Origin of the sequence: Amycolatopsis sp. NPDC051071 (assembly GCF_040682875.1) — a bacterium.
GTDB lineage: Bacteria > Actinomycetota > Actinomycetes > Mycobacteriales > Pseudonocardiaceae > Amycolatopsis.
This window is the reverse complement of record NZ_JBFBBY010000129.1, coordinates 1-21454: the sequence shown is the minus strand read 5'-3', so window position 1 is coordinate 21454 and position 21454 is coordinate 1. Positions and strand designations below refer to the sequence as shown.

The following is a 21454-nucleotide window of genomic DNA, read 5'->3' as shown; positions in this document are numbered from 1 at the left end:
GCCCCCCTCGGGGCCGCGCGCCGGGGGGGGGGGGTTACGGTTTTTTTTGTCTGCATACACCCCCCACAAAAACACCCCCCCCCCCGCTCTGGAGCCGCCGTCCCGGCTACCGATATCGTCAAGGGATGCTGGTGATCGTTCGTGAGCACCCGTGCGGCTCGGCGCGGTGAGCCGCTCCGACCCGGAGCCCGGGCGAATCGGGCGGAAGGTGCGGCTGCGCGAGGTCGGCCTCCGGGACCGCAAGGTCCTGATGGGCTTCGATCGTGACATGGCCCGCGAGGCGACGCCGTTGATCGGCGGTGGGCACCGGCATTGGGCCTCGCATCGTTCGGGGTCCGCGGGCGACGACATCCACTTCGGTATCGAGACGGTCCGCGGCCGGATGCTGGTCGGCTCGGTCTGCACCATCGGCGCCGACCCGGCGACCGGCCTGTTCGGCTACGGCATCGGGATCGCCCCGCGTCACCAGCGCTGCGGGTACGCCACCGACGCCATCACCGTGCTGCTGGCGCATATGTTCGAGCAGCGTGGTTTCCGCAAATGCGAGGTCACCGTGTACGGCGGCAACCTGGCGTCGCTCTCACTGCACAGCGGCCTCGGCTTCCGTGAGGAAGGCAGGCTGCGTGACACCGAGGTGGTGCTCGGCGAGATCAAGTATCTGGTGCGGATGGGCATCACGGCGGAGGAGTTCGCCGCCCGCCGCCCGGACGACCAGGCCGCTTCGGGGCGCCATGGGCAGCATCGGCGTCCTCGCCGCGGCAAGCATTGGCGGGCGCCCGCCGCGATCAGCGGGTGATCCCGGCCTCGTAGGCGAAGACGACGGCCTGCACGCGGTCGCGAAGCCCGAGTTTCGTGAGGACGCGGCCGACGTGCGTCTTCACCGTCCCCGGCGAGAGATAGAGCAGTTCGGCGATCTCGGCGTTGGACAGGCCGCGGGCCAGATGCTGGAGCACCTCGCGTTCGCGGCCGGTGAGCAGGCCGAGCCGGTCGTCGGGTGGTGGCGCGGGCAGGCCGGTGACGACGCGGTCGAGCAGGCGGCGGGTGACCGTGGGGGCGAGGGTGGCTTCCCCGGCCGCGACGACCCGGACGGCGGAGAGCAGATCCGGTGCCAGCGCGTCCTTGAGCAGGAACCCGCTGGCCCCCGCGTGGAGTGCGGCGTAAACGTATTCGTCCAGGTCGAAGGTGGTCAGCATCAGCACACGCGTCCGGTGTGCCACGGTGATCGCGGCGGTGGCCGCGACGCCGTCCATCTCCGGCATCCGGATGTCCATCAGCACGACGTCGGGGTCGAGGTCCGCCACCAGTCCGACGGCTTCCGCGCCGTCGCCCGCCTCGCCGACGACCTCGAGGTCGTCCGCGTTGTCCAGGATCATCCGCAGTCCGGTGCGCACCAGCGTCTGATCGTCGGCGATGACCACCCGGATCGTCATGACGGCAGCGTCGCGCGGACGGTGAAGCCGCGCTCCGGCCGAGGACCCGCCTCGAAGGTGCCACCCAGCACGTTCACCCGCTCTCGCATCCCTTCGAGGCCCTGCCCGGTGCCGGACGGCGGTTCCGCGACGACACCATCGTCGGTCACCTCGATCTCCAGCGCGCCGGGCTCGTACCGCATCACGATAGTCACCGACGCCTCCGCACCGGCGTGTTTCAGCACGTTCGTCAGTGCCTCCTGCACGATCCGATAAGCCGCCAAGTCCACTGTGGACGGAAGTGGTCGCGGTTCACCTTCGACGCTGAACTCCACCGGCGTGCCTGCCGAGCGGATGTCGGCGGCCAGCCGGGGCAGGCGTTCCGCGCCCGGCCCGGGCTCCCAGTCCGGCGTGTCCTGGCCGAGCGCGCCGAGCAGCCGCCGGATCTCGTTCAACGCGGTCCGCCCGGTGTCGACGATGGCGTCCAGCGCCTCCCGCGACCGTTCGGGCCGCCGGTCCAGTTCCGCCTGTGCCCCTTGCGCTTGCAGTACCACCACGGAAAGGGCGTGCGCGACGACGTCGTGCAGTTCGCGGCTGATCCGCCCGCGTTCGGCGGCCACGGCCAGCGCGGCCTGGGTGTCCCGCTCGCGTTCGAGGTCGGCGGCCCGTTGTTCCAGCACGGAAAGCCGGATCCGGCGCTGCCGCGTGTTGAGCCCGGCCAGCCAGGCTACCGTCAGCGACAACCCCACGCCCGGGAAACCAGCCCAGTCCTGGACCTGGGTGTGGTCGGCATCGTCGATGGCCGGTGCCAGTGGATCGATGATGATGATCCGCGGTGGAGCGGGAGCAGGGGAGTGCCCGTTCGCTTCGGAGGCGTAGAACGACCACATCGCGGTGACGAGAAGGCCCACTGCCAGCAGGGCGAGCGAAAGCCGTCGCGACCCCCAGGCCGCGACGGAGAAGAGGCCGATCAACGCCACGAGGTCGACCGGGTGAAGATCGTTGCCCATGGCCAGATGCAGGAGGGCGACCACCGTCCCGGCGCAGAAGGTGATCGTGGGATTACGGTGCCGCACCAGCAGGGAGGCCAAGGCGACCAACGACGCCAGCCACCACTCGAACCCTTCCGGATCGTCGGCGGTGACCACAGTGGACAGTCCTATGAGTACGGTCAGCCCGATGTCCACGGCTTTCGGGTGACGCCTGAGTACGGGCAGCACCGGCTGAGCGTAACCCGGGGCAGGCGGTGGCGGATCCACCTCGCGATAGACATCGGCCTACTACTTCCGATAGAGGAATCAGCCTCGGCGACGTCCTTTCCGGGCGATGTGCGAATACGGCACTTTCCCACAGGCTGGTGGCGGAAATTCTTCGACAGAAAGGGAATCCTCATGAGAAGGCTTCTCGTCGCGCTGGTCGCCCTCGCCGCCACGATGACACTGGCGAGCCCGGCTTCCGCGGCTCAACGGCTGACGCTGCCACCGCCGACCGGTTCGCATCCCGTCGGTTCCACCGACCTGTATCTTGTCGACGACTCGCGCCGCGATCCCTGGGTGCCGACCGGGCCGCGCGAGCTGATGGTGTCGATGTTCTATCCGGCCCTGCTGCCGATCGGCCCGAAGCGGCCGTACCTCACGCTGGCCGAAGCCAAGGCGCTCCTGACCGGAACCGGCGTTCCCGACGTCGACCCCGCGCGGGTCGCCGAAACCCGGACCAGCGCCCGCGTCGACGCCCCGCCGCTGCCGGGAAAACGGGCACTGGTCGTACTTTCACCCGGTTTCGGCAAACCACGCACCACACTTACCGGACTGGCGGAAGAGCTGGCGAGCAAGGGTTTCGTCGTCGCGCTGATCGGCCACAACTACGAATCCCACGGCACCGCCTTCCCGGACGGCCGGGTCACCGAATGCGCCGCCTGCGGGTCTGAATCCACCCTGCGCCCGCCGGTCCGCTCGGCCGACGTCTCGTTCGTCCTCGACAGGCTGACCAAACCGTCTTCGCCGTGGTCCTGGCTGATCGACCGTACGCGGATCGGGATGGCCGGGCATTCGATCGGCGGCTACAGCACGCCGACGGCGATGGTGAACGACCGGCGGATCCGCGCCGGCGTCGACATGGACGGCAGGCTGTGGTCGCCGATTCCCGCTTCCGGGATCGACCGGCCGTTCCTGCTGCTCGGCCGCGAAAGCAAGTACACGCCGTCCGGCCCGGACACGACCTGGGCCGGCAGCTGGCCGAACCTGACCGGTCCGAAGCGCTGGATCAGCGTCGCGGCCGCCGGGCACGCGTCCTTCACCGACGTCGGCGTGCTCGGTGAGCAGCTCGGCGTCACCGAGCCCGGCCTGCTCGGCGGTGAACGCGGGATGGAGCTGACCAGGGCATACGTCTCCGCCTTCTTCGACAAGTACCTGCGCGGTGGCCATCAGCCGCTGCTGGACGGACCGGTGGCGGGCAACCCCGAAATCAAGTTCTGGAACTGATCGCGTCGATTCCGGTGAGGTGGGCGGACAGCGTCCAGAGCCGGACCGCCTCACCGGAATCGATCGCGTACGGGCGCACGCCTGGATCACGAACTCCATCGAACAGTTTTGCCAGGCACGCCCTCGCCGTCACGTTCCGCGCCGCCGTTTCGTCCAGGTGGTCATGACAAACCCACTCGCCAGGTTCACCGGCCAGAAGACGATCCTGCTGAAGACCTTCAAACGGGACGGGACCGCTGTCGGGACCCCCGTCAACATCGCCGTCGAAGGCGACCACGCGTTCATCCGTACGTACGACGCGGCGTGGAAAGCCAAGCGGATGCGAAATGATCCCAGGGTCGAGATCGCTCCGTCGACGTTCCGCGGCGCGCCGACCGGGGACCCCGTGCGTGGGCACGTACGCCTGCTCGACGGCGACGAGGCGCGGCACGCGGCCGCCTCGCTCGCACGGAAGCACCGGATCCTGCACGGCCTTCTCGTTCCGCTGGTGCACCGGCTGAAGAAACACCGGACGCTTCACTATGAACTCAGGCTCGACGCGTAACCGCTGACTGTCCATAGTGGACAATCAGCACCACTCGATCGGTGCAACGTTTCGCCTGGCCACCGAGGGAGGCGCCCCCTAAGCTTTTCCGCTGCGAGGTGAGGCGGATGAGGTCCTTCGGCGGGGCGGATCCGGTCAAAATGGCGCTCGCCGGGCTCACCACGATGGCGCTCGGGATGGCGGCGGCGCTCAACGCCGACGCCCTGCCGGTGATCGGCGGCGGCACCACTTATTCGGCCGAATTCTCCGACGCGGGCGGGCTGCGCGCGGACAACGACGTGCGGGTCGCCGGAGTGAAGGTCGGCAAGGTGTCCTCGATCGACCTCGACGGCGATCGCGTGCTCGTCTCCTTCCGGGTGAAGGACGCTTGGCTCGGCGACGCCACGAGCGCGTCCATCCGGATCAAGAACGTCCTCGGCCAGAAGTACGTCGCGCTCGATCCGCGGGGCGAAGCCGTCCTCGACCCCGGCGATCCCATCCCGCTGCGGCGGACCATCGCGCCGTATGACGTGCTTGAAGCGTTTCGGGACCTGTCCAAGACCGTCGACGCCATCGACGTCGACCAGCTCGCGAAGAGCTTCGACACGATTTCGGCCACCTTCGCCGATACGCCGTCCGACGTCCGGGCCGCGCTCGACGGGATTTCGAAGCTTTCCGGCACCATCTCCGCCCGCGACCGGCAACTCCGGACGCTGGTGGCGAACACGCGACAGGTCTCCCAGACCCTCGTCGACCGCGACGCCGAGTTCCAGCGCCTGATCCAGGACGGCAACGCGCTCCTGCGTGCGATCTCCACCCGGGAGCAGGCGATCAAGGACCTGCTGGACGGCTCGAAACGGCTGGCGACCGCCCTCGACGGCATCATCGCCGACAACGACGGGCAACTCGGCCCGGTGCTGGAACAACTCGACCGGCTGACGTCGATGCTCCAACGCAACCAGGACTCGCTGGCCAAGGGCATCGCCGCGTTCGCGCCGGCGATCCGGGTGCTCACGAACGTCGCGGGCAACGGGCACTGGATCGACGGCTACCTGTGCGGGCTCGTCCTGCCCTCGTTCGGCCCGGTCAACGACAAGGGCTGCTTCGAGAAGTGAGGTCTACGAGGACCGCGCCGACGCGACCGCGACAAGCCACGCTGCCGCACCGGCCAAGGACTAAGGCTTCGTCCGCCGCAGCCAGTACAGCCCGATCATCGGCAGCACCAGCGGGATGAAGAGGTAGCCCTGCCCGTACAGCGACCACACGGTCGCGTGCGGGAAGGCCTCGCGGTCGAAGAGGCTGACCGTGCCGACGGTAAGCACACCCACCAGTTCGATCCCGCAGGCGAGCAACGCGATCCGCCACCAGCCCGCGCCGCGGCGCGCGAGGGCGACGGTGGCCAGAAGATAGACGACGGCCGCGAACGCCGAGAGCACGTACGCCAGCGGGGCTTCGTGGTACTTGGTGCTGATCTGCACCGCCGCGCGTGACGTCGCCGCCAGCGCGAAGATCGCGTACACGGCGACCAGGATGCGGCCAGGCCCGGACGCCTTGTCCCGCACGACGTCCGTGGTGGTCTTCTCAGGCACTGGCACCTGCCCACACCTCATTCAGCCGGAGCACCATCACCGGGATGGCGAGACAGGCGATCCCGAGGATCGCGGTGCTCGATCGCGTGCGTTCCGCCAGCGCCCAGAACGTCCCGATCGGGAGCACGACCAGGCTGCCGATCAGGTAGGCGAGGTAGGTGGCCATGCTGCCGGGTCGTCCGCCGCCGATCAGCAGCACAACACCGAGCACGAGCTGGGCCACCAAAAGGAGTTCGACGACGCCGAGGCCGACGAGCAGTGGGGTGTCCGGAAGTTTCCTGCGCGCGGACTGCACGAAACTCCACGCCGCGACCAGCATCGCGCAGATCGCGACGGTCACCGCGAAGCCTGTGATCACGCGCGCCCTCCTTGGTTACTCCGACGGCGACAACGTACCTCCGCGTGCCGGGCCTTCGACGGGCGACCGGGCGGGTGCGTGGCGGGGGCCACGGCGTCCCCGCAGTGGTCCAGACCTCGGGTGAATAGATCACGAAGCACGCATGGTTGGCGGTCGGCCAATTCGGTCGCACGATATTGTATCCGGCCGTTGGACCAGGGATTACGGGGCAAACACGGTCCTGTTACACACCGACCGGGTGGTTGAAATCAGAGATGATCTCACGCTGGGTACCCCTACTATTCGGTAAGTTTCGAATTCACGTCCCTGAACAGCCCAGCCGAACCCCCGGTATGGCGGATTGGCCGTTGCGTGTCCGGCAGGTGGAATATTCCACATCGCGATGGTGCACTTGGCCCATCCGGTTGGTGCCAAGGAGGGTGCGCTCGATGGACGTCCGATACGAAGCGTATTGCTTCGCCGATCCGCTGTTCTTCGATGAACAGCGTGAAACGGGGGACGCCGCCGACGATTTCGCCGCCCTGTTGCCTGCTCCGGCGGCGGGTTGGCGCACCGGAGTGCGCGGAGTGTGGCGGATGCTGCACCCGCTTGCTCGAAACCTTCCCTTGCAGGGCTGGAAAATCCACGTATCCGCAGGTTTGAGCAATGCCGAGCAGGTGCTCGTGAAGGTGCACGAGCATTGTGTCGAGCACAATCTGTCGTACAAGCATCTGCGCTCCCGTGGCACTCTGCTGGCCAGGAATTCCAAATACGCACCGCGTGACGGCAGTGGTAAGTTACTCAGTCTTTATCCGGCTGACAACAACGAGCTCGAGCGCGTTCTCGCCGAGTTGTCGGCGAAGCTGGACGGGGAACCCGGTGCGTATATTCTGAGCGATCTCCGTTATGGTGCCGGACCGCTCTATGTCCGTTACGGTGGATTCGCCGAGCAGTGGGTCGAACTAGACGGCAAGCGGGTCCTCGCGGTCCGCAAGCCGGACGGCACGCTGGTCCCGGACAAGCGCGAGCCGACCTTCTCCGTCCCCGACTGGGTGACGATTCCGGAGTTCCTCGCCCCGCATCTCGCCGCTCGCAAGGGTGGCGACCCGGCGCGGTTCCCCTACCGGGTGAAGAGCTCGCTGCACTTCTCCAACGGCGGCGGCGTGTACCTCGCCGACCGGAACGCCGACGACGAACGGGTGGTCCTGAAGGAGGCCAGGCCGTTCGCCGGCCTCGACCGCGACCTGATCGACGCCGTCGACCGGCTCCGCCGGGAGCACGAGGTGCTCGACCGGCTCAAGGGCATCGAGGGCATCCCCGTCGCCTACGACCGGTTCACCGTCTGGGAGCACCACTTCCTCGCCATGGAGTACATGCCCGGCATCTCGCTCGGCAACTGGCTCGCCCGCAACTATCCGCTCACCCGGCGGGACACCACCGAAGCCGACATCGCCGAGTACACCGAACGCGCGCTGGCACTGGTGGAGCGCGTCGAGAAGACGGTCGCCGCGGTGCACGGCCGCCGGATCGTCTTCGGCGACCTGCACTCGATGAACATCCTCGTCGACACGGACGACGACGAGAACGACACGATCTCGCTGATCGACTTCGAGATGGCGGCCGACGTCGAAAGCGGCGACCGGCCGGCGCTCGGCGCACCCGGCTTCCGCGCCCCGCGGGACCGGGAGGGGTTCGAGGTCGACGAATACGCGCTCGCCGTCCTGAAGCTGTGGATCTTCCTGCCGCTCACGACGCTCCTCGAACTCGCCCCGGCGAAGCTGCGCGGACTCGCGGACTTCGTCCAGAAACGCTTCGACGTCCCGGAGGGCTACGCCGACTCGATCGTCGCCGAGATCGCGCCGCGCGACGCCGAGCCACCGGCCGCTACGACCGAACTCGACCAGGACAAACCGGACTGGGCGCTGGTCCGCAAGCAGATCGCCGAGGCGATCCTCGCCAGCGCGACCCCCGAGCGCACCGACCGGCTCTTCCCCGGCGACATCGAGCAGTTCCGCGTCGGCGGGGCGTGCTTCGGCTACGGCGCGGCAGGTGTCCTCTACGCACTGGACGCGGTCGGCGCCGAGCGGTACCCCGATCACGAACGCTGGCTGCTCGACTCGATCCGCCGCGAACCGCCTGCCCGCCCGGGGTTCTACGACGGCTCGTACGGAATCGCGTACGTCCTCGAAGCACTCGGCTACCGCGAAGAGGCCACCAAGCTGCTGACGGCGTCGGCGACGCTGGTCGAGCAGACCATCGACCACGGCATGGAAGGCGGCCTGTCCGGTATCGGGCTCACCCAGCTGCATTTCGCGGTGAACCGCAAGGACAACGAGTTCGGCAGGCAGGCACTCGCCACCGCCGTCCGGCTCGCCGAAGCACTCGAGACCGCCGACCCGCCCGGCGACTTCGCCAGGGCCGGGCTGCTCAACGGCTGGTCCGGACCGGCACTGCTGTTCATCCGGCTGTTCGAGCGCACTCGCGAAGAGGGCTGGCTGTCCTTCGCCGACCAGGCGCTGGAGCGGGACATCGAGGAGTGCGCCGAGTCGGACGACGGCTCGCTGCAGGTTCGCGACGGCGAGACCCGGACATTGCCCTACGTGGGTGTCGGCAGCGCCGGGATCCTCATGGTCGCCGAGGAACTGGCGAAGCACCGTGCGGACGCGAAGGCGTTGAAGAGCCTTCCCGGCCTGCGTGAATCGTGCCGCGGCGAGTTCGTCATCCACCCCGGCCTGCTGTTCGGCCGGAGCGGGCTGATGACCGCGCTCGCCATGGGCGCCGAACCGGACGAGCGCGTCCGCGACGCCATCGACCTGCACCTTTCCCGGCTGGCCTGGTACGCGGTGCCGTACAAGGGCGGCCTGGCGTTCCCCGGCAACCAGCTGCTGCGGTTGTCGATGGACGTCGTCACCGGTGGCGCGGGCGTCCTGCTCGCCCTCGCCGCCACCCTGGACGGGAAGGCCGCGCTGCCTTTCCTGTCCTCCCGAACTGCCGGCCAGTAAGGCCGGCGGACAAGAGGTAATCAAGGAAAGGGAACACCATGGAACTGGTCCTCGACCTGCAGGCCCTGGAAACCCCCGAGGTTCTCGACGGTGGCCACGGCGGCGGCGGTCACGGTGGCGGCAGCAACCTGAGCCTGCTCGCGTCCTGCGCGAACAGCACCATCAGCCTGCTGACCTGCCACTGAGCGCAGGCGAATCGCTAGCTGATCGCTGAAGGTGCGGGAGCGGCACAGGCCAAGTGCGCCGCTCCCGCGCCTTCATTTTGCCTTCTGCTTCGTCTCGATGGGATTACTTTGTCAGGAATGGGACGCGGGGCAGAGGTGTGCTACCGCGATTTGCCATACGGGTGAACCAGAGACCTTGAGGAGTGGGATGGCGGGTTCCGCCGATCGCCTGCTGGTCGCCGTGACCGGGCTCGATCGTCCCCGCCTGATCGCGCTGGTACTGAGCGCGCTCGCCGGGACGGCGGCGGGGCTGCTCCTGCCAGGAGCGCTCGCGGCCGCGGTCGACGCCGTCGTGGCTGGACGCCCCAGCCTTCCCGAGGTCTCGTGGCTGCTCACCCTCGGCGTCACCGAGATCCTCGTCGGACTGATCGGCGGGATCCTCTCGGCGCGGATGACCAGTTCCGTGACGGCCTGGTTGCGCCGTCGGCTGGCCGACCACTATCTCGCGCTCGGCACGCGTTCGAAATTCGCCGACGGTGACGCGATCAGCAGGCTCACCGGTGACTGCACCGGAGCCGGACTGGTCGCCTCGGTCGTCGTCCAGCTCGGGTCGACCACGTTGATCTCCGGTGGCTCCGTCGTGCTGCTCGCGGTGATGGACTGGCGCCTCGCGCTGGTCTTCCTCGGCAGCATCCCGTTCGCGTTGATGCTCGCCCGCACGCATTTGAAGAGCACCGCCGACGACGTCCTCACCTACCAGCGGGTTTCCGGCGAACTGGCGGCCAGGATGGTCGACGCCGTCGCCGGGCTGCGCACGATCGCCGCGTCGGGCACCGCCGATCGCGAGGCCGAACGCGTGCTGCTGCCGCTGCCGAAACTGAGTCTCGCCGGTCGCGGGATGTGGCGTACCCAGGCCAGGATGGTATGGCGTTCCGGGCTGCTGCTGCCCGCGGTGGAACTCGCCGTGCTGGCCGCGGCGGGCTTCGGTGTGCTGGAGGGCAGGCTGAGTGTCGGCCAGGTACTCGCCGCACTCGGTTACGTCGCGCTCGGCATGGGGCTGGTCACCCAGATTCCTTTGCTCACCACGCTTTCCCGCGCCCGGTCGTGCGCGCATCGGATCATCGAAGTACTGCGTTCGCCGGTTCCCGAACCGGGCACGCTCGGTGTCGTTCCCGGGCGGGGCACGCTCGAACTGCGTGGTGTCACCATCGAAGGCGCGCTCCGCGACGTCGACCTGGTCGTCCAAGGCGGCCGGTTCACCGTGGTCGTCGGCCGGTCCGGAGCGGGAAAGTCCGCGCTGGTCAACGTCCTCGGCGGACTGCTGCAACCGGAGGAGGGGACGGCTGTGCTCGACGGCCGTCCGCTGGAGAAGCTGCGGCCGTACGAACTCCGCGCGGTGATCGGTTTCGCCTTCGAACGGCCCGCCTTGCTCGGCGCCACGATCGGCGACGCCGTCGGATACGGCTCCTGGGCCGGTGAGGCCGCCGTGCGTGCCGCCTGCCAGTCCGCGCAGGTCGACGACCTGATCGTCCGGCTGCCGAACGGGTACCGGACGCCGCTTTCGGAGACCCCGCTCTCCGGTGGGGAGGCGCAGCGGATCGGGCTGGCCCGCGCGATCGCGCACGCGCCGAGGGTGCTCATCCTCGACGACGCCACCGCCAGCCTCGACACGGTCACCGAAGCCGCCGTCGAGGACGCGATCGAGCGCACGCTGCCCGGCAGGACCCGGTTGGTGGTGACGCATCGCGCGGCCACCGCGGCGCGGGCCGACGCGGTGGTGTGGCTGGAAGACGGCCGGGTCCGCGCGGTCGGCACACATGAGGCACTGTGGCGGAACCCGGCTTACCAGGCGGTCTTCACGGGCAGCTTGGAGGGCGCGACGTGAGCGTCTGGGGGCTCTACCGCTCGGCGCTGGCCGGGCAGTGGCGGGGCGGGCTGGTGCTGCTGGCCTGTTCCGTACTGGAGAGCGCGCCCGCGTTCTTGTCCGGTCGCCTGGTCGAACTCGCGGTTGACGAGGGGTTTGCCGCGGATCGGCCAGGCACCGGACTGCGTTGGCTCGCGGTGTTCGGCCTGGTCGCGGTGATCGGCGCGGTCGGCTCCCGGCTGGTGTGGAATCAGCTGGGGAAGGTCGTCGAGCCACTGCGTGACGCGCTGGTGAGCGCCGTCGTACGCGGCGTCCTGCACGATCCCTCGCCACCGCGGAACCAGCCCGACGCCAGTGGTGTCGCCCGGATCACCCAGCATGTCGAGGTGGTCCGCGACGCCACTGCCGGGCTGCTGGTGCAGGCACGCGGGATGGTCGTGACGACGGTCGCGGCGCTGGCCGGGTTGTTCACCGTCGCCGGATCGCTGGCGCTGATCGTCGCGATCCCGGTCGTGGTGTCGGTACTCGTTTTCGCCTGCCTGCTGCCGTCGCTGGCCCGTCGTCAGCGTGCGCTCGCGCTGGCCGACGAGCGGACGGCCGAGGTCGCGGGCGCGTCGCTGTCCGGCATGCGCGACGTCGTCGCCTGCGGCGCGGAACCCCTTGCCGCGCTTGAGCTTTACGACGCCATCGACATACAGGCCAAGGCGGCCGTTCGGGTGGCGCGATCGGGGGCGGCCAGGGCGGTGGTGATCGCCGCGGGTGGTTTCGTACCGCTGCTCGTGGCGTTGCTGGTCGCGCCCCGGATGGTCGCGGACGGGGTGCTCACCGCGGGTGCCGCGCTCGGCGCGCTGGTCTACCTCGCGACGACGATGCAGCCGGCGTTGCGTGGGCTGGCCGCGACCGCGAGCACCGTGGTGCTGCGGTTGATCGTCGCGTTGCGGCGGCTGGCCGAGACCGCGGAGGCCGAGCCGGAACCGGACGGCACCGCCGAACCCGAGGGGACCGCGCTCTACGTGCGTGACCTGACCTTCAGCTGGGGCGCGGCGGCCGAACCGGTGGTGCGCGGCCTCGACCTGCACCTGCGTCGCGGCGAACGGCTCGCCGTGGTGGGGCCGAGCGGAATCGGCAAGTCGACTTTGGCGGGGCTGCTCACCGGCATGCTCGAACCGCAGGCGGGGAGGGTCCTGCTCGGCGGTGCCCCGGTCCGGGAGGTGCCGTCGGCCCTGCGGCACCGGATGGTCGCGTTGATCCCGCAGGAGGCCTACGTCTTCGCGGGGTCCGTGCGGGACAACGTCGGCCTGTTCGCGCACTCCGCGACCGACGGCGAACTGCGCGCCGCGGTGGCCGCCGTCGGCGCGGAACCGCTGGTCACCCGGCTTGGCGGGCTCGACGGCGAGATCGGGCACGGGACGCTGTCCGCCGGTGAGGCGCAGCTGATCGCGCTCGCGCGGGTGTTCGCGAGCGACGCCGGCGTCGTCGTCCTCGACGAGGCGACGTCGCACCTCGACCCGCCCGCCGAAGCCCGTGCGGAACGGGCGTTCGCCGAACGGGGCGGGATCCTGATCGTGATCGCGCACCGGCTGACGTCGGCGTTGCGCGCGGACCGGGTCCTGGTGATGGACGGCAAGGAAACCGCACTCGGCACCCACCTCGAACTCATGGACCGGTCCACGCGCTACGCCCAGCTCATGCACGCGTGGGCGCCTCGGCTACCCCAGCCCGGCGCGCAGTTCTTCCAGCGAGCTCCTGAGTAGACCTTCGACGGGAACCGGCCGCCGGGACGCGCGATCGACGAACACGTGCACGAAGTGGCCCTCGGCGATCAGCGTCTCCTTCGAGTACATCCCGACCTCGTAGCGGACACTGGAGCGCCCGAGATGCCCGACGCGCAACCCGGCCTCCAGTTCGCCGGGGAACGATACCGACGCGTGGTACTTGCACTGCGATTCCACACACAGTCCGATGACTTCGCCGGTTTCGATGTCGAGTCCGCCGCGTTCGATCAGCCAGGTGTTCACGACGGTGTCCATCACCGAATAGTGGACGACGTTGTTGACATGTCCGTAGACGTCGTTGTCCTTCCACCGCAGCGGAACCGTCTGCCAATGCGGGTACTCGGCGTTCACCACAGCGTCACCGAGTTTCGCAGGATCCCGGCGAGGTCCTCTTCGGACGCTTCACGCGGGGCCGTCGCCAGCAGGCGTTGTTGTTTCACCGTGCCGGAAACCAGTGAGTCCACATCGGACTCGCGATAGCCGACGGCGCCGATCCCGTTGGGGATCCCGATCTCCCGCATGAGACGGCGCAGCACCGCGGGCAGATGATCCTGCAGATCGCCCGGCCATTCGTAGTCCGGCGCGAGCAGCCGGGCCACCCGCAGATGCCGGTCCGGCGCGGCGTCGAAGGTGAAGCGGAACGCCGCGGGCGCGGTCAAGGACACGGCCATCCCGTGCGGCACCATCGCCTCGTCACCGGGATAGCCGGAAGGACGGAAATCCCGGACCTGACCGGCGATCGGATACGCGTTGGCGTGCGGGATGTGCACCCCCGCGTTGCCGAAACCGAGTCCGGCGAACGTCGCCGCGAGCGCCATCGCCTCGCGTGCCTTCAGGTCGGAGCCGTCCGCCACGGCAGCCGGAAGCGCCCACGAGAGCAGCCGCAGCGACTGCTCGGCGAACATGTCGGCCAGTGGATTCGCGCCGCAGTAAGGAACCCGGTCCTCCGGACGCTTCCGGTCGAATTCGGTGTACGGCTTGGCCGTATAGCTTTCCGCGGCGTGGCAAAGGATGTCCATCCCGCTCGCGGCGGTGACCTCCGGCGGTTGCGACACCGTCAGCCGCGGGTCGACCACAGCGAGGCTCGGCCGCAGCCGGAGATGGCTGATCCCGCTCTTCACCCGCAGGGACAACACGTCCAGCACGCACACCGTCGTGCTTTCCGAGCCGGTTCCGGTGGTCGTCGGCACCGCGACCAGCGGTTTCAGCGGCGAACTCGGCGCTCGGCCGCCGCCGACCGGCGCGTTGACGTAGTCCATCAGGTCGCCGTCGTTGCTGGTCAACAGGTTCACCGCCTTCGCGGTGTCGATGGCCGACCCGCCGCCGACGGCGACGAAGGCGTCCCACTCGCCATGGCCCTTGGCGAACTCGACGGCCTCGCGCATGCTGACGTCGGTCGGCTCGACGTGCACACCGTCGAAGACGACCGCCTCGATGCCGTAGGTCCCGATGCCTTCGGCGATGCGCCGCGGCCAGCCTGTCGCGGCGACGCTCGCGTCGGTCAGCACGAGCACCCGGCGGGCCCCGTACCGCGTGAGGTCGTAGCCGATCTCGTCACTCGACCCGGTGCCGTATTTCAGGGCCGGTGCGCCGTATGTGAAAACTGTTTCACGTCCAGCGGTGGCTGAGGTCACGTTTTCGCGCTCCCTTGCTCGAACACGTCGGCGAATCAAGGACATTTCTGCCGCCCCGGGGTTGCCGGAATCGAAAGATCGCTTGACGGCACCGATCATCGCCCGCCTAAGCTCTTCTCATTAGATACCAACCGGGAGCGTCCGTCGCCCAGACGGCCGTGCGGATCCTGAGCGAGGCGCAAATCCACCGCGTGTACGCGGTGGTGGGTGAGTCTTTCCTGGATTTGCTCGACGCGTTGCAGCGCGAGCGGTCGATCACCTTCGTCTCGGCACGTCACGACACCGGCGCGGCCTTCATGGCCGAGGCCGAGGGCAAACTCACCGAGCATCCCGCGGTCCTGCTCGCCGGCCGCGGCCCGAGCGCGGCCAGCCTCGCGATCGGTGTCCGGACGGCGTATCAGGACGAGAGCCCGATGGTCGTCCTGCTGGAGAACCCGCCGTCCAGCCCCGGCCCGACGAGTGAACTGCCGACCGCCGACCTGAGCGCCATGTTCGAGCCCATCGCCAAGTGGACCGGCCGCGCGCAGGAACCGGACGAGGTGCCAGGTCTGCTGGTCGAAGCGCTGACACGCTGCCGCGAAGGCCGTCCCGGGCCCACCGTCGTCGCCGTGCCCGCCGACTTCTGGGGTGTCCCGTTCGACTCGGCCAAACCGGTCGCGTCGGTGCGGCCGCCTGCCACCGGCGCGCTCGGCCGGACCGCCGAAGCGGTCGCCCAGCTGGTCGAGGAGGCCCGCTATCCGGTGGTGATCGTCGGCGGCCGGGCCCGCTCGGCGCGGGAAGAGCTGATCGCCGTCGCCGACGAGCTCGCGCTCCCGGTGTACAACGCGTTCCGGCGGCAGGACGCCTTCCCCGAGAACCACGCGCGTTACGCCGGCCACCTCGGCATCGGCATCCCCGCGCGGCAGCTCGACGCGCTGGAACGCGCCGACCTCGTACTCGCGCTGGGCACGCAGCTCGACGAGGTCACCACCCAGTGCTTCCGTTACCCGACGCCGTCGCAGACGCTGGTGCTGGTCGGGACGGGGCTCGAGCCCGCCCGCCGAGGCGGCCTGACCTTCCGGGTCGACTCCGAGGTCGAGCCGTTCCTGCGTGAACTGCGCACCGTCGCCTCGCCGCGGACACGGCGCGCGTCGGCCGCGAACGCCGCCGTGCACACCTTCATGACCCCGCCCGACACCAGCGGCGCCACCCGCATCCACCCGGCCGACGTCATTCGCGCGGTGCGCAAACTCGCGCCAGAGGACGCCATCGTGACCAGCGACGCCGGTAACTTCGCCCAGTTCATGCACCGCTACTGGTGTTTCACCGCGCCACGCAGTCAGCTCGGCCCGAGTAACGCCGCCATGGGGTACGCGGTCCCGGCGGCGATCGCGGCGAAACTCGCCGAGCCGCGGCGCACGGTGATCGCGATGGTCGGCGACGGCGGCGCGCTGATGACCGGCCAGGAGATCGAGACCGCCGTCCGTTACCGGGTCCCGGTGACCGTCCTGGTGTTCCAGAACGGACTGCACGGTCCGCTCGCCGTGCACCAGGCACGCAAGCACGGACGGCTGTCGGGGGTTACAGTCCCCATCACCGACTTCGCGTCGTGGGCGCGTGGGCTCGGTGCCGCCGGGTACACCGTCGAGGACCGCGAAGAGCTGGAGCCGATCATCGCGAGCGCGCTGGTCCGGCAGCGGCCGTGCGTGATCGACATCCGGACCGATCCGGACGTCGTGACCCCGGACATCCGGCTGACGAGCCTGCTGGGCGCCGTGAGGCCGCAGCAGGGCGGGCAGTAGGGCCGTCCGGCCGATTATCCGGCGGTACATTTTTCTCAGGGGATACACAGAAACCCTTGTGGTGGCGCCGTCACCTGCTCCGAGTGGTGGGAAATCGGTGACGACTCGGCCGAGTTTCGGTCGCGGGGACCGGATTTTGTCGGATGGTCGTGGCACAATCGCCGCAACACCGAGAGTCCGATATGGACGGGGTGGACAGGAGCGGCCGTCCACCGGTGGGTTGTTGGCACGCAGTACTTCACTCGGCACATCGAGCGTTGTGTTGACACAGGGGAGAAAACATGGCTGACGAAGTGAAGCCACAGGAGAAGGTCAAGTCCGTTTCCGGTGTAGTGCCGGTGCAGTTCAGTGCGGACTCCGAGACCCACGACGTCGCCGTCGTGGCCACCAACCGGGACGCGTTGCGCGGTTCGCCGTTCGGCTCCGATGTACCGCTCCGCGCGGCGAGTGGCGAATAGCACCTTGCGCTTGCGCACACCCGGGTGAAGATGCTTGTCCGGCCTGCGTGAGGTGTGCTTTACTGGTTCAGGTCTCGTTTTTTGTGTTCGTGTTGGTTCACGCTCGCAGAACTCAGCGGGCGTAGTGTCTCCTCTGTATCCGGGGAAGCAAACCGTCTGGTCATGACCCGGGCTGCCGACGTGGCTTCCTGTTTGTTTGTGTTGCATATGGAGAATTTATGACTCAGGGCACTGTGAAGTGGTTCAACTCCGAGAAGGGGTTCGGCTTCATCACTCCCGACAACGGCGGCGGCGACGTCTTCGTGCACTACAGCGAGATCAAGGGCAACGGCTTCCGTACCCTCGAGGAGAACGCCCGCGTGGAGTTCGAGATCGGGCAGGGCGCGAAGGGTCCGCAGGCCACCTCGGTCAACGTGATCTGACCTAGTCTTCAAGCAGGGCCGCCATCCCCTCGGGGTGGCGGCCCTGCTGCTTTTTCCGGGTCTTCTAGTGTCGCGTGATCCTGCTGCCTTGCGTCCGCTGTGGATCCACGTGGTTCCTGGCAAGACGAAGAAAAGCCGCTTGTACTGGTTGTACCAGGGGTTTTCTTCGACGCGGCCAGGGGCCGCGCGGGCCGCAGCGGCGTAAGGCAAGCAGGGTCACGCGACACTAGGACTTCACGGAGACATCAATCCGGTTTCGTAGGCCAGCACGATCGCCTGCGCCCGGTCCCGCACCCCGAGTTTCGCGAGGATCCGGCCCACATACGTCTTCACGGTCTGCGCCGACAGCACCAGATCCGCCGCGATCTCCGGATTGGACCGTCCTTTCGCGATCAACCGCAGCACGTCCCGCTCGCGTTCGGTGAGTACGTCGAACCGCGACGGTGACGGCCGCGGAACCGGCGTGCTGGCCACGAAATTCGCGATGAGCCGCCTCGTGACGGCGGGGGAGAGCAGCGCGTCACCGGCGGCGACCACGCCGATGGCGTTGATCAGTTCGGCCGCGGGCGCGTCCTTGAGCAGAAAGCCGCTGGCGCCCGCCCGCAACGCTTCGTAGACGTAGTCGTCCAAATGGAACGTCGTCAAGACGATCACTTTCGGCTTCTCGCCGTCGCCTTCGAGCAACCGCCGGGTCGCTTCGAGACCGTCCATCCCCGGCATCCGGATGTCCATCAGCACGACGTCCGGTGGGCTGTCCAACGCGGAGATGCCTGCCAGGGCCGCGATTCCGTCACCGGCCTGGCCGACGACCGCCAACCCGGGCTGCGCGTTCAGCAGGCCGGCGAAGCTTTCCCGCACCATGGCCTGGTCGTCGACGATGAAGACGGTCGTCACGCGTCACTTACCCCCGGGAGTTCCAGTGTGACGGCCACGCGGAACCCGCCGTCCGCCCGCGGCCCGGTCTCGCACGAGCCACCGATCAGCGTAACGCGTTCGGCGATCCCGGCAAGGCCGGTGCCGTCCCCGGCTGACGGCGCGGCAGACCGCGAGGGAGGTCCGTTCTCGACGAGGATCGTGAGCCCGTCCGTGCCCTGCCGCACCTCGACGTCCACAGTGGACCCGGGACTGTGCCGCGCCGCGTTGCTCAGCGCCTCCTGCAGGATCCGGTACGCGGCCAGTTCGATCATGGCCGGAACGCCGTCCCCGCCGGAGAGCTCGGCCCGGATCTCGATCCCGGAGGCCCGGCAGCCGTCGATCAGCGACGGTACCTCCCCGAGTCCTGGCTGTGGTTCGTGTTCCGGTTCGGCTTCGGCGTCCCGCAGCACGCCGACCAGTCGCCGCGCCTCGTCGAGTGCTTCCCTCGCCGCGGCACCGAGCGCGCGGAACTCCTCCGCCGCGGCGTCGGACACGTCCGGTACGCGGTAGCGCGCGCTGTCGGTCCGCAGCGCGATCAACGAGAGGTGATGGCCGATGATGTCGTGGAGTTCCCTGGCGATCAGCGCGCGCTCCTGCAGCGCGGCCCGTTTCCCCCGCTCCTCGACGGTCGTGCGCTCGGCCACGTCGGCCTGCTCCAGCGCGCGGCGTCGTTGCTGCATCCCATAGCCGGCCACGATCGTCACGGTCACCACGATCAACGACCACACCAGGGTCTTCGTACCGGCCCGCGGTACTCCGGCGACGCCGACCGCGGTGGCGAGCACGATCGCGATGAGCGAGATCCCCCAGCCCTGCCCGGTCTTCGTGCGGGCGAGCGTCATCGCGAGCACCGGGAGATACGGCAGGACGTGGACCTGCAGCGGCCAATCCGACAGCGTCGGGCCGAAGGGCGCGTAAGGCGCGGGAAAGAGAGTGGCGATGATCGCGCTGACCATCCCGGCCGCGGCCACCCGGACGGCGGTCAGCGGGAACCGGACGGCCAGCAGTGGCGGCGCGAGCTGCAGAAGCAGCAGGAAGAAGACCAGCAGCAGGCTGCTGCCGCCGAGGTAGCGCGCCCACGAGCCGTAGGTCAGGCCCACCAGGACGGCGAGCGACGAGGCGACGAGAACGCTTTTGACCCAGGCCGGTCCGCGCCACCACGCCGACGGGGGTTCGAGGTCGGCGTCACGTCCGGTGAGGAGCGCCCAGCCAAGGGAACCGCCGTTCGAAGCCATGCCCCGACGCTAACGACGCCGCGGGCCGGGCACATCCCCGCGTGGGGGACACACGATGTCCCCCACGGGGTGACGTGGGCTGCTCGCCCGGGCGGGATGTGCCGGACGGCGGCGCGCGGTCAGGCTCCCTTTATGAACGACACCAGCATGAACGACACCAGCATGAACGACACCAGAGGGTTCATCCGGCTGTCGGCGTTCGCGTGGTTGCTCACCGGACTGGTCATCGCGGTCTACGTCGAGATCGTCAACGCCGGCGCGGTCGATCCACTCGCCACCACCTTCAGCGAGTACGTCCACCTCGGCCAGGGTGCCCGGCTCGTCGGGGTCGCCATGCTGGCCACCGGCTTCGGCGCGCTGACCGTCGCGTGCGGTGTCCGGCTGTCCGGCGCGGTGCGGGCGGGCAGGCTCGTCGCCGTGTTCGGCGTCGGGCTGTGCGTACTCGCGGTGTTCCCGCAGGAGCCGATGGACCAGGCGCTGACCTGGCACGGCGCGATCCGCCGGTACGTCGCGCTCGCCGCCTTCACCGCGCTGCCACTGGCGGGGCTGGTTCTCGGCAAGGCCCGGCGCCTGTCCTTCGCCGCGTTGGCCGCGCTGGTGGTCTTCGTGGGGACGTTCCTCCTCGACGTCCGCGCGGTGAGCGGACTGGTCGAACGGATCCTGCTGGTCCTCGAACTCGCGCTGCTGGTCGTCTTCGTCCGCCGGACGGCACCGGCCATGACGAAAGCCGAGGTGGCCGCGTGACCTTCGTGCCGCTCGGCGGCCGGATCCCGCGGGACCGGTGGCCCGCTGAACGGGAGCTCCGGACGCTCTCGTGGCGATGCAACCTTCTGCAACCCTTCCTTTCCGGGCCGCGACGTCGTTTCCTATAGGGACTTGGCGTGGGCAGCGGAGGACCTGTGGGCGAAGCGGTTGCGGGGATCGTGGCGAACCCTGCTTCGGAGCGTGACATCCGATGTCTGCGTTCGGCACTCCGCGCGGCCGGGGTCGGCCGCGTGATGGTGTGGACCGAAGCGGGTAAGACCACCGGCGCCGTCCGCCGGATGGTGGACGCGGGCGCGGGCGTGATCATCTGCATGGGTGGTGACGGCACCGTGCGGGCCGCTGCCGCCGCCTGCGGAGACGTCCCCCTGCTGCCGCTGCCCGCCGAGAGCACCGAGGCGTTCCCCGAGCCGACCGTCGCCGGTCTCGCCGCCGGGCTGGTGGCCACCCATCAGGTGGATACGGACCTGGTCACGACCCGCGTGACCATCCTCGAAGTCGTCACGAAGGCCCGCCGCGAGATCGCGCTGACCGACGTCAGCGTGTCGGCGAACCAGCGCTGGGATCCCACGTCGCTCACCGAGCTGTACTGCACGTTCGCCGTCCCCGACGGGATCGGCCTGTCCAGCATTCCCGGCAGGCTGTGCCCCAGTCCGAAGTCCACTGTGGACGGTGTGGCCGTCTCGCTCGGGCCGGTCGAGGAGACACCCTTCGTCGTACAGGCGCCGATCGCGCCCGGCGTCGTCCAGCCGGTGGGGGTGCGGGGCTGGAGTGTGCTGCACCTGGGGGTCCGGGTCGACCTCGCCGCCGCCGGTGGCTCCATCGCGCTCGACGGCGAGCCGCATTTCGTCCTGAAGCCAGGAGAGAGCGCTTTCGTCGAGCTCAAGCCCGAAGGCCCGTGGTGCGTCGACGTCCGGGCCGTGATGGCGGAAGCCGCCAGGAAAGGCCTGCTCCTCGGCCGGAAGCCGATGGGGACTTTCCCCGCGTCCCCCCGGGTGATAGCGCCTAGCGCCTAGAGCGTGTCTGCTAAAGATTGGGCGGTCGGTGCGCGATGCTCGGGAGGTGCTGCGTGCAGACGAAATCTCTGACGATTTGTGGGTGTTG

At 69.0% G+C, this 21454-nt stretch carries 21 protein-coding genes; 13 read left to right on the top strand and 8 right to left on the bottom strand.

Features of this window, described 5'->3' with window-relative positions:
• Positions 1–151: 151 nt before the first annotated feature.
• The gene (locus AB0M65_RS30990; RefSeq protein WP_364035428.1) at positions 152–796 is read left to right on the top strand and encodes a GNAT family N-acetyltransferase; all 645 of its coding nucleotides are present in this window, start codon (positions 152–154) and stop codon (positions 794–796) included.
• Here the strand turns inward: AB0M65_RS30990 and AB0M65_RS30985 are convergent.
• Together AB0M65_RS30985 and AB0M65_RS30980 are read right to left on the bottom strand one after the other, a co-directional pair.
• A complete protein-coding gene (locus AB0M65_RS30985) occupies positions 786–1430 on the bottom strand; it encodes a response regulator transcription factor (protein ID WP_364035425.1) in 645 nt (214 codons plus the stop codon). The two genes, AB0M65_RS30990 and AB0M65_RS30985, sit on opposite strands and share 11 nt — an antisense overlap.
• Positions 1427–2629: a sensor histidine kinase gene (locus tag AB0M65_RS30980; RefSeq protein ID WP_364035422.1), complete on the bottom strand. Its 1203-nt coding sequence runs from the start codon at positions 2627–2629 to the stop codon at positions 1427–1429. The genes AB0M65_RS30985 and AB0M65_RS30980 overlap by 4 nt, the downstream gene beginning before the upstream one ends.
• A gap of 171 nt (positions 2630–2800) precedes the next feature.
• On the opposite strand from AB0M65_RS30980, the gene AB0M65_RS30975 reads away from it, so the two are divergent.
• The 3 genes from AB0M65_RS30975 (at position 2801) to AB0M65_RS30965 (ending at position 5527) form a co-directional block, all read left to right on the top strand.
• Positions 2801–3889, top strand: a complete 1089-nt coding sequence (locus tag AB0M65_RS30975) for an alpha/beta hydrolase (RefSeq protein ID WP_364035419.1) — start codon at positions 2801–2803, stop codon at positions 3887–3889.
• Positions 3890–4052: 163 nt separating this feature from the next.
• Entirely contained in the window at positions 4053–4433 is a 381-nt protein-coding gene (locus AB0M65_RS30970) for a PPOX class F420-dependent oxidoreductase (protein WP_364035416.1), read from the top strand.
• A gap of 107 nt (positions 4434–4540) precedes the next feature.
• The gene (locus AB0M65_RS30965) at positions 4541–5527 is read left to right on the top strand and encodes an MCE family protein (RefSeq protein ID WP_364035413.1); all 987 of its coding nucleotides are present in this window, start codon (positions 4541–4543) and stop codon (positions 5525–5527) included.
• 60 nt (positions 5528–5587) lie between these two features.
• Here AB0M65_RS30965 and AB0M65_RS30960 read toward each other — a convergent pair whose 3' ends face one another.
• Both AB0M65_RS30960 and AB0M65_RS30955 read right to left on the bottom strand, forming a co-directional pair.
• On the bottom strand, positions 5588–6001 hold the full coding sequence (locus AB0M65_RS30960; RefSeq protein WP_364035434.1) for a hypothetical protein: 414 nt from the start codon (positions 5999–6001) through the stop codon (positions 5588–5590).
• A complete protein-coding gene (locus tag AB0M65_RS30955) occupies positions 5994–6359 on the bottom strand; it encodes a hypothetical protein (protein WP_364035410.1) in 366 nt (121 codons plus the stop codon). The genes AB0M65_RS30960 and AB0M65_RS30955 overlap by 8 nt, the downstream gene beginning before the upstream one ends.
• Positions 6360–6787: 428 nt before the next feature.
• Between AB0M65_RS30955 and lanKC the strand changes: the two genes are divergently transcribed.
• From lanKC to AB0M65_RS30935, 4 genes are all read left to right on the top strand, one after another.
• The gene (gene lanKC, locus AB0M65_RS30950; RefSeq protein ID WP_364035407.1) at positions 6788–9340 is read left to right on the top strand and encodes a class III lanthionine synthetase LanKC; all 2553 of its coding nucleotides are present in this window, start codon (positions 6788–6790) and stop codon (positions 9338–9340) included.
• A gap of 38 nt (positions 9341–9378) precedes the next feature.
• Entirely contained in the window at positions 9379–9525 is a 147-nt protein-coding gene (locus AB0M65_RS30945) for a SapB/AmfS family lanthipeptide (protein ID WP_364035404.1), read from the top strand.
• A gap of 187 nt (positions 9526–9712) precedes the next feature.
• The gene (locus tag AB0M65_RS30940; RefSeq protein ID WP_364035401.1) at positions 9713–11389 is read left to right on the top strand and encodes an ABC transporter ATP-binding protein; all 1677 of its coding nucleotides are present in this window, start codon (positions 9713–9715) and stop codon (positions 11387–11389) included.
• On the top strand, positions 11386–13122 hold the full coding sequence (locus AB0M65_RS30935) for an ABC transporter ATP-binding protein (protein WP_364035398.1): 1737 nt from the start codon (positions 11386–11388) through the stop codon (positions 13120–13122). The genes AB0M65_RS30940 and AB0M65_RS30935 overlap by 4 nt, the downstream gene beginning before the upstream one ends.
• Here AB0M65_RS30935 and AB0M65_RS30930 read toward each other — a convergent pair.
• Together AB0M65_RS30930 and AB0M65_RS30925 are read right to left on the bottom strand one after the other, a co-directional pair.
• Complete coding sequence (locus AB0M65_RS30930) at positions 13078–13497, bottom strand: thioesterase family protein (protein ID WP_364035395.1); 420 nt, start codon at positions 13495–13497, stop codon at positions 13078–13080. The two genes, AB0M65_RS30935 and AB0M65_RS30930, sit on opposite strands and share 45 nt — an antisense overlap.
• Positions 13491–14777 (bottom strand): hydroxyacid-oxoacid transhydrogenase, encoded by a 1287-nt coding sequence (locus AB0M65_RS30925; RefSeq protein WP_364035392.1) that lies wholly within the window; start codon positions 14775–14777, stop codon positions 13491–13493. Before AB0M65_RS30925 ends, AB0M65_RS30930 begins: the two co-directional genes overlap by 7 nt.
• Before the next feature lie 119 nt (positions 14778–14896).
• On the opposite strand from AB0M65_RS30925, the gene AB0M65_RS30920 reads away from it, so the two are divergent.
• The 3 genes from AB0M65_RS30920 to AB0M65_RS30910 all read left to right on the top strand — a co-directional run bounded on the left by AB0M65_RS30920 (position 14897) and on the right by AB0M65_RS30910 (position 17438).
• A complete protein-coding gene (locus tag AB0M65_RS30920; protein ID WP_364035431.1) occupies positions 14897–16558 on the top strand; it encodes a thiamine pyrophosphate-dependent enzyme in 1662 nt (553 codons plus the stop codon).
• A 281-nt stretch (positions 16559–16839) separates the two neighbouring features.
• The gene (locus AB0M65_RS30915) at positions 16840–17016 is read left to right on the top strand and encodes a hypothetical protein (protein WP_364035389.1); all 177 of its coding nucleotides are present in this window, start codon (positions 16840–16842) and stop codon (positions 17014–17016) included.
• Between the two features lie 218 nt (positions 17017–17234).
• Positions 17235–17438, top strand: coding sequence for a cold-shock protein (locus tag AB0M65_RS30910; protein ID WP_037319152.1), 204 nt, complete (start codon positions 17235–17237; stop codon positions 17436–17438).
• 234 nt (positions 17439–17672) lie between these two features.
• Here AB0M65_RS30910 and AB0M65_RS30905 read toward each other — a convergent pair whose 3' ends face one another.
• Both AB0M65_RS30905 and AB0M65_RS30900 read right to left on the bottom strand, forming a co-directional pair.
• Positions 17673–18332 (bottom strand): response regulator transcription factor, encoded by a 660-nt coding sequence (locus AB0M65_RS30905; protein ID WP_364035385.1) that lies wholly within the window; start codon positions 18330–18332, stop codon positions 17673–17675.
• Complete coding sequence (locus tag AB0M65_RS30900) at positions 18329–19588, bottom strand: histidine kinase (RefSeq protein WP_364035382.1); 1260 nt, start codon at positions 19586–19588, stop codon at positions 18329–18331. Before AB0M65_RS30900 ends, AB0M65_RS30905 begins: the two co-directional genes overlap by 4 nt.
• A 132-nt stretch (positions 19589–19720) precedes the next feature.
• Here AB0M65_RS30900 and AB0M65_RS30895 point away from each other — a divergent pair, with 132 nt between their 5' ends.
• Positions 19721–20332: a DUF998 domain-containing protein gene (locus AB0M65_RS30895; RefSeq protein WP_364035379.1), complete on the top strand. Its 612-nt coding sequence runs from the start codon at positions 19721–19723 to the stop codon at positions 20330–20332.
• A 155-nt stretch (positions 20333–20487) separates the two neighbouring features.
• On the top strand, positions 20488–21366 hold the full coding sequence (locus tag AB0M65_RS30890; protein ID WP_364035376.1) for an NAD(+)/NADH kinase: 879 nt from the start codon (positions 20488–20490) through the stop codon (positions 21364–21366).
• Positions 21367–21454: the final 88 nt, after the last annotated feature.

Excerpts from the sequence above, each read along its gene's own strand:
- AB0M65_RS30985 (WP_364035425.1), bottom strand. The coding sequence starts at position 1,430 with ATGACGATCCGGGTGGTCATCGCCGACGATCAGACGCTGGTGCGCACC.
- AB0M65_RS30975 (WP_364035419.1), top strand. The coding sequence starts at position 2,801 with ATGAGAAGGCTTCTCGTCGCGCTGGTCGCCCTCGCCGCCACGATGACA.
- AB0M65_RS30970 (WP_364035416.1), top strand. The coding sequence starts at position 4,053 with ATGACAAACCCACTCGCCAGGTTCACCGGCCAGAAGACGATCCTGCTG.
- AB0M65_RS30965 (WP_364035413.1), top strand. The coding sequence starts at position 4,541 with ATGAGGTCCTTCGGCGGGGCGGATCCGGTCAAAATGGCGCTCGCCGGG.
- lanKC (WP_364035407.1), top strand. The coding sequence starts at position 6,788 with ATGGACGTCCGATACGAAGCGTATTGCTTCGCCGATCCGCTGTTCTTC.
- AB0M65_RS30945 (WP_364035404.1), top strand. The coding sequence starts at position 9,379 with ATGGAACTGGTCCTCGACCTGCAGGCCCTGGAAACCCCCGAGGTTCTC.
- AB0M65_RS30940 (WP_364035401.1), top strand. The coding sequence starts at position 9,713 with ATGGCGGGTTCCGCCGATCGCCTGCTGGTCGCCGTGACCGGGCTCGAT.
- AB0M65_RS30915 (WP_364035389.1), top strand. The coding sequence starts at position 16,840 with ATGGCTGACGAAGTGAAGCCACAGGAGAAGGTCAAGTCCGTTTCCGGT.
- AB0M65_RS30910 (WP_037319152.1), top strand. The coding sequence starts at position 17,235 with ATGACTCAGGGCACTGTGAAGTGGTTCAACTCCGAGAAGGGGTTCGGC.
- AB0M65_RS30900 (WP_364035382.1), bottom strand. The coding sequence starts at position 19,588 with ATGGCTTCGAACGGCGGTTCCCTTGGCTGGGCGCTCCTCACCGGACGT.
- AB0M65_RS30895 (WP_364035379.1), top strand. The coding sequence starts at position 19,721 with ATGAACGACACCAGCATGAACGACACCAGCATGAACGACACCAGAGGG.